Source organism: Streptomyces sp. MST-110588, assembly GCF_022695595.1.
In the GTDB taxonomy this organism is placed as follows: Bacteria; Actinomycetota; Actinomycetes; order Streptomycetales; family Streptomycetaceae; genus Streptomyces.
Window position 1 is genome coordinate 5,957,617 of the sequence record NZ_CP074380.1, and the last position, 14,702, is coordinate 5,972,318.

Genomic DNA, 14,702 nt, shown 5'->3' on the forward strand with positions numbered 1-14,702 from the left:
CCTGGAGCTGAGGCGTTGTCAGTGCCACCTGACACACTCGCGCCATGACCGAGCCTGCCCAGATACCCCCGCAAAACTACGCACCGAAGTTGGAGGGGGATACCCGCGCCGCCCTGCCCCTGGTGGGCGACGAGCGCGAAATCCTCCTCGCCTACCTCGACCATCAGCGTGCGACCTTCGAGCTCAAGTGCTCCGGGATACCGCCCGAGCGCCTCTCGGAGCTCTCCGTCCCGCCGTCCGGCCTGAGCCTGCACGGCCTGGTGCGCCACCTGGCCGGCGTGGAGCGGTGGTGGCTGCGCATGCAGTTCGCCGGCGAGCGGCTGCCGCTCTTGTACTACTCCGACGACGACCCGGACCAGGACTTCGACGACCTCGGTGGCGATGTGGAAATGGCCCTCGCGGTGTGGCGGAAGGAGTGCGCGCGCACGCGCGAGATCGTCGCCGGCACGCCGTCCCTGGAGGCGACCGGCGTGCACGCGGCGACGGGCGAACCGGTCTCGCTGCGCCGCATCCTGGTGCATCTGATCGCCGAGTACGCCCGGCACAACGGCCATGCCGACCTGCTGCGCGAGCGGATCGACGGCGCCACGGGCCACTGATTCCGAACTGCGGTAAACCACAGTTGAGTTTGTGGTTAACCGCATACCGCGGCGGCGGAGATCGGCATAGCGTCGGTGCCATGAACAAGATCTGGACGAATCCAGTAGCGGACCGCTCGCCGGTTCCACCGACAACCGACGCAGGCACGACGCACGGCAGACGGCGGAGCCGGCGCGGTCGGCAGGCACTGGCCGCCGCCGGTGTCGCCGCACTGCTCACGGCCCTTCCCGCCACCCCGGCTTTGGCCACACCACTCTCCGACGCGCCCCTGTCCGTCACAACGCGGGCACAGCACAGCACCCCGGGCACCGAGCAGAAGCGGGGCGCGCTGCTCTCGGTCACCGCACTCGGCCGACTGGACCGTGACCAGGTCGTCTCCGCGGTCCGCGCGCAGGGGTACGACGCCGACACCGCCCGTCACGGTGTCACCTCCTACCGACTGACCTATCGCACCATCACCCCACAGGGAAGACCCACCACCGCATCCGGGCTGCTGGTGCTCCCTCTCGACGGCCCGCGCCGGCTGCCGGCCGTCGTCCACACCCACGGCACCCTCGCCTACCGCGGCTACGCCCCGTCCGTCGCCGACGGGCCCGACCGCACGGTTTCCCTTCTCTACGCCTCGGCCGGACGCGCCGCCGTCGCCCCCGACTACCTCGGTCTCGGTACGGGTCCCGGACGCCACCCCTACATGGACGCCCGGTCCTCGGCCGTGGCCTCCCTCGACATGCTGCGGGCAGCTCGCTCGGCCGCCCGGCAACTGGGAGTAACGCTCGATGGGCGGACAGGGATAACGGGCTTTTCGCAGGGCGGCCAGGTGGCGATGGAACTGGGGCGGCAGATAGCCCGGGGAGCGGACCGCCGGTTCTCACTGCGGGCGCTGGCACCCGTCGGCGGGCCGTTCGACCTGGAGGGCAGCGAACTGCCCGGCATGTTCGACGGCCGGGTCAACGACCGTTCCGCCGTGTTCTACGTGTCCTTCTTCCTCACCGCCCAGAACCGGCTGCACGGCCTCTACTCCGACCCGCGCGAGGTCTTCCGCGCCCCTTACGCCGAACGTGTGGAGGCCCTGTTCGACGGTGAGCATCCGGCGGGCGAGATAGCAGGCAAACTCCCTGGCACCCTCAAGGAACTGCTGACCGACACCTGGTACAAGAAGATGCAAGCCCCTTCCGGCGCCCTGCTGAGGACACTACGGACCAATGACCGCACCTGCGACTGGTCACCAGGTCCGAAGGTCGACCTCACCCTCTACACCGCGAGCGGAGACCGAGACGTTCCCATAGCCAACACCCGCACCTGCGCCCGTCGTCTGGCGCAACACGGCACCCCGGCGAAAGTCATCGACCAGGGCAAGGACGCCAACCACTACGCCTCCTTCACCCGCTCGCTCCCACGAATAGCGCGCTCCCTGCCCGTCGCCCGCTGACCTGGGGCCGGCCATGCCGATGGCGCCGGGCGGGAGCCGGCCTCGGGCGGCTGGGTGATGACTGGGTGATGAGAGGTCGTTGGCCGGTGAACAGCGATACTCCGGCCGGGAGCACCTGCATGGTTACCTCAGGCCACACCTACGGCACCTGGTCTGGCGGTTGCTGCCGTCGGTTTTCGGCTCGGACCGGCAGACGGTATGCCGACGCATCGCCCTGTGGAGCCGGGACCGGGTCCGTCCGGCTCACTGGGCGTCCTCGAAGAACTCGGTGCTTGTGGTGAGTTGCTGGAGAGGTGGACTGGGTGGGGTGCGCGATCGGCTCCGCAGCTTCAGGGCTGGGAAAGCCGGGAAAGTGGACCACTGGCCGGACTGCATTCGACCGGCTGCGGCAGGAAGGGGGCAAAAATTCAGGTCATCATCGTCCGGAAAGGAAGGTCTCTGGCTTTGGAGATTACCGTCGAGAACGTGTACGGCGGGCTCGGCGCGCAGCCGCTCGTGCGTGGCGTCTCGCCCGTCCGCTTCCGCCGAGGTTTCTCTCGGTGAGGTGCGGCCAAGCTGCGCGCACGCAAGGGTTGTGACTACCGCTACCTGGGTCGATGGATGAGTCGGCGAGGCATCCGCCGTCGCGTCGTCCGCAAGGATTCCTTGGCCTGGCCGGTATGGGCGCAGTCCTCAGTGGCTATCGGCGGCTCGTAGCTCGCAGCGGCCCATGCGGCCGTCACTGGGCCGTACCGGACAGCAACCAGCGGCGTACGCGCACTTCCAGCAGCACGCGCACGCTTCCTGGGCGGGTGGGGGCGGTTACGTCCCACCCGTACTTCTCATCGAACGCCGTCACGACTTCAGGGGGGAAACGATCATGGATCGGTGCCGCATTTCCTTCGGCGACGACCGGGAAACGGCCGTCTTCCAAGGCCAGAGAGACCCGTGGCTCGGTCCGGATGTTTCTGACCTTGACTGAGCTGGAATCGGCGCCAATCCACCATCTGGAGCTCTCATAGACGAACCAGACGGGCGTTACATGTGCAGATCCATCAGGGCGCACAGTGCACAGCCAGACGTTCTGCTCCTTGGCCAGGCGCATGCGGACGGCTGGCCCTGGCTCGCTCACAAGATCATTCATGTGGCGATTCGACCAGTGCTCCCGATGAAGTACATCGGTCGGCGAGTCGGACCAACGTCCTAGGTCCATACGCCATCCATGGGGGCGTCGGCCACTTGGAGGGGCTGTTGGCGGGGTGGGGTCAGTACCAGTTGTGGGACTGCCAGAAGGCCCAGGCGGCGCAGGGGCTGCCGTACGTGGTGTTCATGTAGTTCAGGCCCCACTTGATCTGGGTGGCCGGGTTGGTCTTCCAGTCGGAGCCGGCCGAGGCCATCTTCGAGGCGGGCAGCGCCTGTACCAGGCCGTATGCGCCGCTGGACGGGTTGGTGGCGGCCGGGTTCCAGCCGCTCTCGTGCTCGACGATGTTGCTGAAGCACTGGTACTGGGCCTGGTCCGGGATCATCCGGTGCGCGACGGCCTGGGCGGAGCTGGTGGCGGAGCCCGTGCTCGTGGGGGCTGCCTGGGCCGGGACGGCGGCGAAGGCCACGGCGGAGGCGCCGAGAGCGACGGCGCCGGCGGTGAGGGCGGCCTTCTTGCGGGCGGTGAGGCGGGTGATGACCGGGGACGAGGGGGAGGTCACGGAGGGAGGGCCTTCCGTCGGGGGCATGGGGCGTCGCCGGGTCGCGGGTGAGGTTCGCGGTTCCCGGCGACCCGTTCACCATGGGAAGCGCTTGCGGGGGCAGGCAATACCCCCTGCTACTAGGCGCGCTCGCAGTCGGGGTGGCGGTCCGGACGGTGATCCCTGGGAGGGGCGGGACGGGGCAGGGGGTGGGCTACGAAAGAGGTTCGTGTGTGACGTAGGTCCTGTGTGAGGCCTCACAGGTGTGTAATGGTTGGGTGTGGGGGTGGGGCATTACTGAGTGGTGAGTGGCATAGCCGGCCGCTTGGGGCGGCGGGGCAGGGAGTGGAGAGAATGATGATCAAGCGGGCGGTGGAGCGGGACGCGGCGCGGCTGACGGCAATGGTGCGGGGCTCGCGAGCGTATGAAGGGGCGTATGCGCCGATGGTCGCGGGGTACAGAGTGACCGGGGACTACATACGGCGACACCGGGTCTTCCTCGCCGCGGACGAGGAGGACCGGCTGCTCGGCTTCTATGCCCTCGTGCTCGATCCGCCGGAGCTGGATCTGATGTTCGTGGCCGACGCCGCGCAGGGAACCGGGCTGGGCAGACGGCTGGTGGAGCACATGAAGGAGGAGGCCCGGGCCGCCGGGGTCGGGAGCGTGAAGGTGGTTTCGCATCCGCCGTCGGAGGGCTTCTACCGGAAGGTCGGTGCGGAGCGGGTCGGGACCGTGGCCGCGATGCCGCCGAAGATCACGTGGGAGCGCCCGGAGCTGGTCTTTCCGATCCGGGAGCCGGCGGTGTGCCAGGTGGGGTAGCCGATGCGGACGGCGACGTGGAGGGGGTGGGTGACGAGGCGAAGGTGATGGGGACGTCGAAGGCGGCGCGGCGGGTGGCGCGGCGCAGGGCCTTGAGGACCGTACCGCCGAGGACGAGGGTGAGCACGACGGTGACCAGGGCGCGGGGGAGGTCCCAGCCCAGGGAGGTGGCCAGGCAGTAGGCGAGGAAGCGGACCAGGTTCTCGTGGAGCGGATCACCGGGTACGAAGGACACGCCGGTGGCCATGCCGCCGATGTACGGCCAGCCCTGGAGGTTCATGACCAGGCCGTACAGGACGGCGGCCACGGCTCCGTACGCGGCGAGCAGGACCAGCTCCCGGCGACCGCGCAGGCGTCCGGGGCCGGGCAGCAGGCCCGCGCCCATCGCCACCCACCCCATGGACAGCATCTGGAAGGGCATCCACGGGCCCACCCCGCCCGTCAGCAGCGCGGAGGCGAACATCGCCACCGAGCCGAGCACGAATCCGAAGCCGGGCCCCAGCACCCGGCCCGAGAGCACCATCAGGAAGAACATCGGCTCGATGCCGGCCGTGCCCGCGCCCAAGGGGCGCATCGCCGCGCCCGCCGCGGCCAGCACCCCGAGCATGGCGATGGCCTTCGCGTCCAGGCCGGTGTCGGCGATCGTGGCGACAGCTACGGCCAGCAGCAGCGGCAGCAGCGCCGCGAACAGCCAGGGCGCGTCCTTGGAATGTGCGAGCCCGGAGGCGGAGTCGGCGAGCAGCGGCCATCCGAAGGCCATGACACCGATGGCCGAGACGAGGACGAGTGCGGCGACGGAGCGGGGGCCGAGCCGGACGGCACGGAGTGGGGAGCCGGAGGACGATACGACCGTTCGGTCACCGGCTCGGGTGCGGATACGGGCGCCGACGCGCTGGGTAGGGGTGCCGATGCGCCTGGTAAGGGCGCCGAGGCGTCTGGTGCGGGGCGGGCGGTCGGTCACGGTGTGGTCTCCAGGGCCCGGGCGACCTGCGGCACGGTCAGCCACGGCAGCGGGGCGAGCACCTTGGCGACCTGTGGGGCGAAGGCCGGGGAGGAGACGACGACCTCGGCGGTCGGGCCGTCCGCGACGATCTCGCCGTCGGCGAGGATGACGACCCGGTGCGCCAGCTCGGCGGCGAGTTCCACGTCGTGGGTGGCCAGGACGATGGCATGGCCCTCGGTGGCCAGCGTGCGCAGCAGCTCGACCAGGCGGGCCTTGGCGGCGTAGTCCAGGCCGCGGGTCGGCTCGTCCAGGAGCAGCAGCGGCGGGCGGGCGGTGAGTACGACGGCCAGGGCCAGGGCGAGCCGCTGGCCCTCGGACAGGTCGCGGGGGTGGGTGTCGTCCGGTACGTCCGGCAGCAGCCGGGCGACCAGGGCCCGGCAGGTGCCCGGGGCGGCGTCCGCGTCGTGGTCGGCGGCCTCGCACTCGGCGCGTACGGCGTCCGCGTACAGCAGGTCGCGGGGCTCCTGCGGGACGAGGCCGACGTGCCGGAGCAGCGTACGGGGGCTGGTGCGGTGCGGAGCCACGCCGCCGACCCGCACCGTGCCGGAGGACGGCTGGTGCATGCCGACCAAAGTGGTCAGCAGGGTGGACTTCCCGGCGCCGTTACGGCCCATGAGGGCGATGGTCTCGCCGGGGCGCACGTGCAGGTCGACGCGGTGCAGGGCGTCGATACGGCCCCGGCGTACGGAGAGAGCGGTGACCTCGGCGGCGGGGGCTCCGGGGGCGTGGACTTCGGGGGCGGAGGTTGATGCGGGGGCGGATGCTTCGACAAGCGGTCCGGGGCCGGTCCTGGAAGCCGACCCGGAGGTGGGCGCGGAGGCGGGTGCCGGCAGTGGCGCCGGGTCCAGGACGGCGGCGGGTGGTTCGAGGCCGCTCAGCCGCTCGCGCAAGGACGCGGCCTTGCGCCGCGCGTCCCGTACGGACAAGGGGAGCGGTGACCAGCCGGCGAGCCGCCCCAGCGCGACGACCGGCGGATGGACGGGCGAGACCGCCATGATCTGCGCCGGGTCACCGATCACCGGGGCCGCGCCCGGGGCGGGCAGCAGGATGACCTGGTCCGCGTACTGGACGACCCGTTCCAGGCGGTGCTCGGCGAGCAGGACGGTCGTCCCCAGGTCGTGCACCAGGCGCTGCAGGACCGCGAGCACCTCCTCGGCCGCCGCCGGGTCGAGCGCGGAGGTCGGCTCGTCCAGGACCAGCACCTTGGGGTGGGTGGTCAGTACGGAGCCGATCGCGACGCGCTGCTGCTGTCCGCCCGAGAGGGTGGCGATGGGCCGGTCGCGCAGTTCGGTCAGGCCCAGGAGGTCGAGGGTCTCCTCCACGCGGCGGCGCATGACGTCCGGGGCCAGCCCCAGGGACTCCATCCCATAGGCGAGTTCGTCCTCGACGGTGTCGGTGACGAAGTGCGCGAGCGGGTCCTGCCCGACGGTGCCGACGACATCGGCCAGTTCGCGCGGCAGATGCGTACGGGTGTCGCGGCCGGCGACGGTGACGCGACCGTGCAGGGTGCCTCCCGTGAAGTGCGGTACGAGGCCGCAAACGGCGTTCAGGACGGTCGACTTGCCGACGCCGGACGGGCCCACGAGCAGACACAGTTCGCCCTCGGGCACCGTCAGGTCGACGCCCTGTACGGCGGGCTTCCCGGCGTCCCCGTAGGTCACCGACACCTGCTCGAACCGGATCACTGGGTGGGCTCCTTCTCGTACGGAAGATCGGCGGAACGGTGACGGGGAGAACGGTGACGGGAAGAACGGCGCTCTTGGCAACGGCGCTCGGAGGCCGGGTGCTCGGAGCCGGGGTGCTCGGAGGTCTGATGCCCGGCGGAACGGCGCCCGGATGCCTGGTGCCCCGCAGAACGTTGCCCGGATGCGCGGTGCCCGGCAGAACGTTGCCCCGTCGGCCCGTACGGCGGCTTCGGGGCGACGAAGGCCGGCAGCAGCCCGAGGAGGACCGAGGCGGCCGGCCACAGGGGAAGTTCCGGCGCGGTGAGCGGGACCGCCGGCGGGTGCAGCGCGGTGGAGGCGTACGCGCTCGCCCAGATCGTCAGGGCCGCGACCGCCACCCCCGAGCCGGAGACCAGCCAGGCGCGCACGCCCCACCGGTCGGGCCGGTAGCGGCTGCGCACCGAGCGCCGGCCGCCCAGCCACAGACCGCCCAGCGCCGCCGCGAGCCCGGCGGCCAGGACGGGCAGGCCGTAGCCCGCGCCCGCGTCGGCGAGCAGCCCGTACGTTCCCGCGCAGATGCCGAGGAGGCCGCCGAGGGTGAGGGCCGTGGTGGTGTGCCGTACGGCGGGCGGGACCTGGGCGGTGCGCCCGTACCCGCGCGCGTCCATCGCCGCCGCCAGGGACACCGACCGCTCCAGCGCGCCCTCCAGCACCGGCAGTCCGACCTGGAGCAGCGCCTTGAAGCCCCGGTCGGAGCGTCCGCGCAGCCGGCGGGCGGCGCGCAGCCGCTGGACGTCCGCGACCAAGTTCGGCGCGAATGTCATGGCGACCACGACCGCGACCCCCACCTCGTACAGCGCGCCGGGCAGGGACTTGAGCAGCCGCGCCGGGTTGGCCAGGGCGTTCGCGGCGCCCACGCAGATCAGCAGGGTGGCCAGCTTCAGGCCGTCGTACAGGGCGAAGAGCATGCCCTCGGCGGTCACCCGGCCCCCGACGCGTACGCCCCTGGCCCAGTCCGGCAGGGGCACTTCGGGCAGGGTGAGCAGAGTGTGGGTGCCGGGGACCGGGGAGCCCAGGACGAAGGCGAAGAGCAGCCGGACGGCGATCACGACCAGGCCGAGCTTGACGAACGCGCCGTAGGAACGGGCCCAGGGCGCGTCCGTACGGCGCGCCGCGACCACATAGCCCGCCACCCCGGCCAGCAGACCCAGGACCAGCGGATTGGTGGTACGGGACGCGGCGGTCGCCAGGCCCAGCGCCCACAGCCACCAGGCGCCCGCGTGCAGTGCGTTCGTGCGGGTCGCCTGTGGGGCGGCGCTCATCCGCGGCGGCGGCGCGCCTGCCACACGGCCGCTGCGCCCAGTACGAGGACGGCACCGATGCCGCCGATCAGGCCGGCGGACGGGCCGGAGCCGCCGCTGCCCCGCTCATCGTCGGCGGCCGACGGCTTTCCGGAGCCGCTTTCCTTTCCGGGGGAGTTGGCGGGGGAGTTCCCGGAGGAGGGGGAGCCCGAACCGGACGCGGTGGCCTGCTCGGCGCAGCCCCGCGCCGGGTAGCCGGAGATCGCGCACAGCAGCGCGTGGGAGTCGTACCGCAGCGGCCCGGCCACCGCGGCCAGCGCGTCCCCGACCGACGCGTCCCGGGGCACCCGCGCGCATTCCGTACGGATGCGCGGCGGGTGCTCGCCCTCGGGCGCGTCCGCCGCCGTACCGAAGTCCAGGACGAGCGCAACGCGCTTGGCGCCGTCCTCGGCGGGCGTCCGGGCGCAGACCGCGCCGAAGTCGGCGGCGGCACGCGGTTTGCCGGCCGCGGCGGAGCCGGCACTGACGGCGAAGCGGAAGCCCGCTACGGCGCCGTCGTCCGGGCGGGAGGTGGCGGGCCCCTCGGTGGCGTACGTCCAGGCGCCGTTCTTCGCGTTCCAGAAGGACCAGTAGCGGTACGCCTGGGTCTGTGCCCGCACCTGCGCCTGTAGCGGCGCTTGTGCCTGTACGTGCGCCTGCGCATGTGTCTGCGCCTGCGCCTGTACGGACGTCTGGACCGGCGCCTGTACGTGCACCTGTGCCTGCGCCCGTACCCGTGCACCCGCCTTCGGCTGCGCGACGGCCGGCCCCGTGGCGACCGTACCGGCCAGGGCCAGGGACAGAGTCAAGGGCAGGGCCAGGGCGCCGACGGAGAGAGAACGCCGCACCCGCCCAGGGCCCCATGAGCGCCGCGAGCCTCGCATCAGTGCTGGTTCTTCTTCCTGCGACCGCTGATCAGGAAGCCCACGCCGGCGCTGGCGACGAAGACGATGCCGGCGATCCACCACGGCTGGATGCCGCCCTCGTCGTCCTTGGCGTCCTTGGCGTCCTTCTCGGCCGTGGCGGACGGCTCGGCGCTGCCGGCCGGCTCGGGACCGGTGGCGTTGAGCTGTGCCACCAGGTCCGCACCGCCGAAGTGGCGCGGATCGGCGCCGGTGGCGTGCGCGGCCAGGACGAGCTGGGCGTACGCGGCCGGACCGCCCTCCTTCGCCCAGGCCGCGGAGTTCTTCTCCAGCCACTTCAGCGGCGGCTGCGCGGCGTCGCCGTGGGAGCCCGCGGCGAGCGCGACGACCGCGTCGGCGGTGTTGCCGACGTCGGGCTGGTCGCCGGCGCCCGGCATCGCGGACTTCAGGTGGTGGTCGTTCTTGTCGAGCACCGAGACGAGGTACGCGGCGGCGCCCTGCGCGGCCCGCTCGGCTCCCTCCTTGCCGCCCTTGCCGGACTTGTCCGCCTTGTCGGAGCCCTCGCAGGACAGGCCCTTGACCGGCTCCTCGACGTCCTTGCCGGCCGGGTCGACGACATAGCCCTTGCCCAGCCCGCCGAGCGCGGCTGCCGCCGTCGCGTCGTCGTTCGCGGTGAGCTTGCCGTCCTTGGGCTGGAAGGCGAACGCGCCGCGCTGCCCCTCCTCGGCGTCCTTCGCGTCACAACCGATCTGGAAGGTGACCAGTGCGTCGTACGGGCTCTTGCCGCCCTTCTTGGACGTCACCGACTCCGGCTTCTCGCCCGCCGCGGCCAGCGCGCCGATCACGACCGAGGTGGAGTTGGTGTCCCCGGGCGAGCCCGGCATCGAACTCCAACTGCCGTCGTCGTTCTGGACGGACTTCAGCCACGCCACGGCCTTGCCCACCGCGTCACCGTGCCCGCCGAGCGCCGCCAGCGCCTGCACCGCGGCGGCCGTCTGGTTGGTGTCCCGCATCGTCTTTCCGTCACACGCCTTGGCGGGGTCCGGGCGGAACGCCGCGAAGGAACCGTCGGAGCACTGCTGCCCGACGAGCCAGTCGACGGCCGGCCGCGCCGGGCGGACGCCCACCGTGTGCTGGGCGAGCAGCGCCAGCGACTGCCGCCACACCCCGTCGTACTGCGGGTCCTTGCTGCCGTACAGCCCCTGGGGCAGCTTCGGTGAGGGGGAGGCGGACGCGGCGGGGGTGTCGGCGGACGCGGCGGGCGCGCCGGCCGCGCACAGTACGGCGGCGGTGGCCAGCGCCGCGGCGCCGCGGCGCGCCAGTACGGCGGGGGAGGGGGCCATGGGGGCCATCGGGTCGGTGCCTCTCGGGTCAGTTCACAGCGGTGGGCGCGCGGCCACGCTCGGTCACCCATCCGCGCCGGTCACTGACCGGACACGGTGGCACCGGGCTCAGCCCCGCATAGAGCCCGCGTCATCACCCCGGCCGGATCGGCGCGCGTGCCGGGCGGCAGGCGCGCCGATCCGGCCGGGATGTGGGACACAGACTCTTACCTCGACGGTGCCGCACCCCGGTCGTGCGTACGCGGTGCGTGGCGCGGCCGGTGGCGGGAGCCTTGGCCGTTCCCTGTCAGGCGCTCCGGCTCGTACGGGCCGCAGGCGTACGGCGGTCCCGGCCGGCGGACGGTGTCGTGCCGTCGCGCCGGGGGCTGCTCGTACGTACGTCCCGGACTCACGGTTGCGGGTCAGCGCCGGATTTCCACCGGCTTCCCCCGATCGGGTACGGATGAAACGGATGAAGTTGTCCCGCACACCCTAACCAACGGGCCGGGGGGCGGAGCCCCGGCGTGCGGCGGCGACTGCGCGGCGACTGCGCGCAGACGTGTGGTGGCTGCCTGGCGACCGGGCCGTGACGGCGCGGCGACCGTGCCGTACGGCCTGCCGGCGCCTTGCGCACGCCTCGCGCACGCCTTCCGTACGACCCGCACAGCTCATACGGCCTGGTAGGTGACGGGGTCGGCGGAGCCCGGGACCGGCTCGGCCAGCCCCCGCTTCACCAGGTGGCGCAGGTGCGCCTGGGCCTCGGAGACCGCGATGGTGCGGGAGGCGTGCGGAATCCGGTCCCAGGGGCGGTTCCACTTCATCTTCTCGGCGAGCTGCCAGGGAGTGAGCGGAACCGAGAGCAGTGCTCTCAGGCCGGACAGCCGCTCCGCGTGGTGGGCGATGAGCTCGCGGACACGCCCGGCCGTGTCCGTGAAAGGGTGCTGATGGGCGGGCAGCACCTCGGCCGGGGCGAGCCGGGCGACGCGCTCCAGCGAATCGAGGTAGTCGCCGAGCGGGTCGGCGCCCGGCACTTCGCTCTCCGGATCGCCGCCGTCATCGCCGTCCGGGTGCTCGTACAGGCCGTCCGGGTCCTCGTACAGCCCGATGTGCGGGCTGATGCCCGGCAGCAGATGATCACCGGAGAAGAGCCGGCCGCCACGAGTCACCCCGCCGCCCTCCTCCAGATGCAGGCACACATGACCCGGCGTGTGCCCGGGCGTCCAGACGGCGCGCAGCCGGCGCCCCGGCAGGTCCAGCAGCTCCCCGGGAACGATCTCGCGGTCGGGCAGGGCGGCCCGCAGCCCCGGCAGCGACCGCCCCCGCCCCTCGGCACGCGCCTGCCGCAGCGGCGCCAGGTGGGATTCGGGCGCGCCGGCCGCCGCGAGCCTGGCCGTCAGGTGGTCCAGCCACCGTCCCGGACCGGCCTCCCGGGTACGGCGTACGACGGCCGCGTCGGCGGCGTGCATCGCGATCCAGGCGCCGGAGGTCTCCCGTACCCTGCCGGACAGCCCGTGGTGGTCCGGATGGTGGTGGGTGATCACCACCCCGTGGATGTCTGTCGCGTCGAACCCGCAGGCGCCGATGCCGGCAGTCAGCGTGTCCCAGGAGCGGGGGTCGTCCCATCCGGTGTCGACGAGCACCGGCCCGCGGTCGGTCTCCAGCAGATGGACGAGGGTGTGGCCGAGCGGGTTGTCGGGGATGGGGACGGCGATGCTCCACACCCCGCCCCGGTGATCGGTCACCTGCCCGGTCGCCGTGTCGGTCACCTCATCGACCGGCTCCCCGGTCACCTCATCGGCCGGCTGCCCGGTCACCTCGTCGGCCGGCTGCCCGGTCACCTGCGCCATCCCGGCCCCCTCTCGGTGGGACATGCCGCGTGCCGCCCGCGCCGATGCGCGATCCCGGCCCACCACAATGAGAACACGTTTCAACGAGTCCTCGCCCACCCGCCAACCGGCAAGCCACATAAGCGCTTTGTCCGGCTCCACCCCGTGGACTCCTGGAACTGGAACTGATATCAGTTCTGCTGCGGCGTCAGCTCAGCCGCTCCCCAGGACGACGGCACGGCATCACCCACGGCGGCCCACCCGCAGGAGGCGGCGGCGATGAGCGACCTCGGCGACCTTGACCACCAGAGCGACCTCAACCACCAGGGCGACTTGAACCACCACAGCGGCCTGGACCACCACAGCGGCCTCGTCGAGCACGAACAGCTCTTCATAGGCGGCGAGCTGACCGACCCGGCCGGGACGGACACCATCGAGGTCGTCTCGCCGCACACCGAGCAGGTCATCGGCCGCGTCCCGCACGCCTCGCGGGCCGACGTCGACCGCGCCGTGGCCGCGGCCCGTACCTCCTTCGATTCCGGGGTGTGGGCCCGGACGCCGCCGGCGGAGCGGATCGCGGTGGTGACGCGGATCAAGGACGCGTTCGCCGCACGGAGCGAGGAGATCGCCCGGCTCATCAGCGCGCAGAACGGCACCCCGTACACCGCCGGCGTCATGGTGCAGTCGCTGGCCGCGATGATGGTGTGGGACGCGGCGATCACCGTCGCGCGCGACTTCGCGTACGAGGAGCGGCGGGCGGGCGTGCTGGGCCCCCTGCTGGTACGGCGCGAGCCGGCCGGGGTGGTGGCGGCCGTGGTGCCCTGGAACGTCCCGCAGTTCACCGCCGCGGCCAAGCTGGCGCCCGCGCTGCTGGCCGGCTGCTCGGTGGTCCTGAAGGTCTCGCCGGAGACGCCCCTGGACGCGTACGTCCTCGCGGAGATCGCGGCCGGGGCCGGGCTGCCGCCGGGTGTGCTCTCCATCCTCCCGGCGGACCGCGAGGTGAGCGAGTACCTGGTCGGGCACCCTGGGGTGGACAAGGTGTCCTTCACCGGGTCGGTGGCGGCCGGCAAGCGGGTCATGGAGGTCGCCGCGCGCCACCTGGGCCGCGTCACGCTGGAGCTGGGCGGCAAGTCGGCGGCGGTGATCCTGCCGGACGCCGACCTGGACGCGGCGGTCGCCGGCATCGCGCCGTACGCCTGGATGATCAACGGGCAGGCGTGTGTGGCCCAGACCCGCATCCTCGCCCCCCGGGACCGCTACCAGGAGATCGCCGAGCGTTTCACGGCCGTCGCCGCCGCTCTGAAGGTCGGTGATCCGCTGGACCCGGCCACCGAGGTCGGCCCGCTGGTCGCCCACCGGCAGCAGCGGCGCTCCCTGGACTACATCGCCCTCGGCCGCGAGGAGGGTGCCGAGGTCCTCGCGGGCGGTGGCACGCCACCGGAGCAGAAGACGGGCTGGTACGTGGAGCCCACGCTCTTCGGCGACGTCGAGAACTCCATGCGGATCGCCCGTGAGGAGATCTTCGGCCCGGTCGTCTGCCTGCTGCCGTACGAGGACGAGGAGGAGGCGGTCCGGATCGCCGACGACTCCGAGTACGGGCTGTCCGGCTCGGTGTGGACCGCGGACGTCGAGCGCGGCATCGAGGTCGCACGGCGGGTGCGGACCGGTACGTACTCCGTGAACACCTTCGGCATCGACATGCTCGGGCCGTTCGGCGGCTACAAGAACTCCGGCATCGGGCGGGAGTTCGGACCGGAGGGCTTCGGCGAATACCTGGAGCACAAGATGATCCACCTTCCGGCGGGTGCGTGATGGCCGGCCGCTGGCGGGTGGAGGTGGACCGTACGGTGTGTGTCGGCTCGGGCATGTGCGCCGCCACCGCGCCGGGTCACTTCCGGCTCGACGCGACCCGCCGCTCGCAGCCGGTACACCCGGAGACCGAGGCCGCCGAACCGGTCCTGTCGGCGGCCGAGGGCTGCCCGGTCGAGGCCATCACCCTGACCGCGGCGGACTCGGGCGCGGCGGTCTTCCCGCCCGACGACGAGTGAGGCGGTCTTCCCGCCCGACCACGAGTGAGCGGCCGGGGGCCCGGCCGCCGCCCGGCTCCCTCCTGACTCCCTACGCCCGCGTCGCACCTTCTGATCGAAAGTGCGTTCCTCATTGGGTCATGCATTC

At 72.4% G+C, this 14,702-nt stretch carries 13 protein-coding genes and 1 riboswitch; of the genes, 5 read left to right on the plus strand and 8 right to left on the minus strand.

Annotated features, from left to right (window positions below):
* Positions 1-44: 44 nt before the first annotated feature.
* Positions 45-599, plus strand: a complete 555-nt coding sequence (locus tag KGS77_RS26110) for a DinB family protein (RefSeq protein ID WP_242585537.1) — start codon at positions 45-47, stop codon at positions 597-599.
* An 80-nt stretch (positions 600-679) separates the two neighbouring features.
* On the plus strand, positions 680-2,029 hold the full coding sequence (locus tag KGS77_RS26115; protein ID WP_242585539.1) for a lipase family protein: 1,350 nt from the start codon (positions 680-682) through the stop codon (positions 2,027-2,029).
* 718 nt (positions 2,030-2,747) lie between these two features.
* Here the strand turns inward: KGS77_RS26115 and KGS77_RS26120 are convergent.
* Positions 2,748-3,152, minus strand: coding sequence for a pyridoxamine 5'-phosphate oxidase family protein (locus tag KGS77_RS26120; RefSeq protein WP_242585541.1), 405 nt, complete (start codon positions 3,150-3,152; stop codon positions 2,748-2,750).
* A gap of 121 nt (positions 3,153-3,273) precedes the next feature.
* Positions 3,274-3,711, minus strand: coding sequence for a transglycosylase SLT domain-containing protein (locus tag KGS77_RS26125; RefSeq protein ID WP_242585543.1), 438 nt, complete (start codon positions 3,709-3,711; stop codon positions 3,274-3,276).
* 333 nt (positions 3,712-4,044) lie between these two features.
* On the opposite strand from KGS77_RS26125, the gene KGS77_RS26130 reads away from it, so the two are divergent.
* Entirely contained in the window at positions 4,045-4,509 is a 465-nt protein-coding gene (locus tag KGS77_RS26130) for a GNAT family N-acetyltransferase (RefSeq protein ID WP_242585545.1), read from the plus strand.
* Here the strand turns inward: KGS77_RS26130 and KGS77_RS26135 are convergent.
* The 6 genes from KGS77_RS26135 to KGS77_RS26160 form a co-directional block, all read right to left on the minus strand.
* Positions 4,445-5,386 (minus strand): ECF transporter S component, encoded by a 942-nt coding sequence (locus tag KGS77_RS26135; protein WP_242587689.1) that lies wholly within the window; start codon positions 5,384-5,386, stop codon positions 4,445-4,447. The two genes, KGS77_RS26130 and KGS77_RS26135, sit on opposite strands and share 65 nt — an antisense overlap.
* Positions 5,387-5,466: 80 nt before the next feature.
* Complete coding sequence (locus tag KGS77_RS26140; protein WP_242585547.1) at positions 5,467-7,197, minus strand: ABC transporter ATP-binding protein; 1,731 nt, start codon at positions 7,195-7,197, stop codon at positions 5,467-5,469.
* Positions 7,194-8,498 (minus strand): energy-coupling factor transporter transmembrane component T, encoded by a 1,305-nt coding sequence (locus KGS77_RS26145; protein WP_242585549.1) that lies wholly within the window; start codon positions 8,496-8,498, stop codon positions 7,194-7,196. The genes KGS77_RS26140 and KGS77_RS26145 overlap by 4 nt, the downstream gene beginning before the upstream one ends.
* Positions 8,495-9,364 (minus strand): SCO2322 family protein, encoded by an 870-nt coding sequence (locus KGS77_RS26150; RefSeq protein WP_242585551.1) that lies wholly within the window; start codon positions 9,362-9,364, stop codon positions 8,495-8,497. The genes KGS77_RS26145 and KGS77_RS26150 overlap by 4 nt, the downstream gene beginning before the upstream one ends.
* Before the next feature lie 35 nt (positions 9,365-9,399).
* Positions 9,400-10,722, minus strand: a complete 1,323-nt coding sequence (locus tag KGS77_RS26155; RefSeq protein WP_242585553.1) for a prenyltransferase/squalene oxidase repeat-containing protein — start codon at positions 10,720-10,722, stop codon at positions 9,400-9,402.
* A 267-nt stretch (positions 10,723-10,989) separates the two neighbouring features.
* Positions 10,990-11,189, minus strand: a riboswitch (cobalamin riboswitch).
* Between the two features lie 180 nt (positions 11,190-11,369).
* Positions 11,370-12,548, minus strand: coding sequence for an MBL fold metallo-hydrolase (locus tag KGS77_RS26160; RefSeq protein WP_242585555.1), 1,179 nt, complete (start codon positions 12,546-12,548; stop codon positions 11,370-11,372).
* A 330-nt stretch (positions 12,549-12,878) separates the two neighbouring features.
* Here KGS77_RS26160 and KGS77_RS26165 point away from each other — a divergent pair, with 330 nt between their 5' ends.
* Together KGS77_RS26165 and KGS77_RS26170 are read left to right on the plus strand one after the other, a co-directional pair.
* Positions 12,879-14,339: an aldehyde dehydrogenase gene (locus KGS77_RS26165; RefSeq protein WP_242587690.1), complete on the plus strand. Its 1,461-nt coding sequence runs from the start codon at positions 12,879-12,881 to the stop codon at positions 14,337-14,339.
* Positions 14,339-14,575: a ferredoxin gene (locus KGS77_RS26170; protein WP_242585557.1), complete on the plus strand. Its 237-nt coding sequence runs from the start codon at positions 14,339-14,341 to the stop codon at positions 14,573-14,575. The genes KGS77_RS26165 and KGS77_RS26170 overlap by 1 nt, the downstream gene beginning before the upstream one ends.
* Positions 14,576-14,702 lie beyond the last annotated feature (127 nt).

Coding starts and splice junctions, on each gene's coding strand:
- KGS77_RS26110 (WP_242585537.1), top strand. CDS start 45: ATGACCGAGCCTGCCCAGATACCCCCGCAAAACTACGCACCGAAGTTG.
- KGS77_RS26115 (WP_242585539.1), top strand. CDS start 680: ATGAACAAGATCTGGACGAATCCAGTAGCGGACCGCTCGCCGGTTCCA.
- KGS77_RS26120 (WP_242585541.1), bottom strand. CDS start 3,152: ATGAATGATCTTGTGAGCGAGCCAGGGCCAGCCGTCCGCATGCGCCTG.
- KGS77_RS26130 (WP_242585545.1), top strand. CDS start 4,045: ATGATGATCAAGCGGGCGGTGGAGCGGGACGCGGCGCGGCTGACGGCA.
- KGS77_RS26145 (WP_242585549.1), bottom strand. CDS start 8,498: ATGAGCGCCGCCCCACAGGCGACCCGCACGAACGCACTGCACGCGGGC.
- KGS77_RS26155 (WP_242585553.1), bottom strand. CDS start 10,722: ATGGCCCCCTCCCCCGCCGTACTGGCGCGCCGCGGCGCCGCGGCGCTG.
- KGS77_RS26160 (WP_242585555.1), bottom strand. CDS start 12,548: ATGGCGCAGGTGACCGGGCAGCCGGCCGACGAGGTGACCGGGCAGCCG.
- KGS77_RS26170 (WP_242585557.1), top strand. CDS start 14,339: ATGGCCGGCCGCTGGCGGGTGGAGGTGGACCGTACGGTGTGTGTCGGC.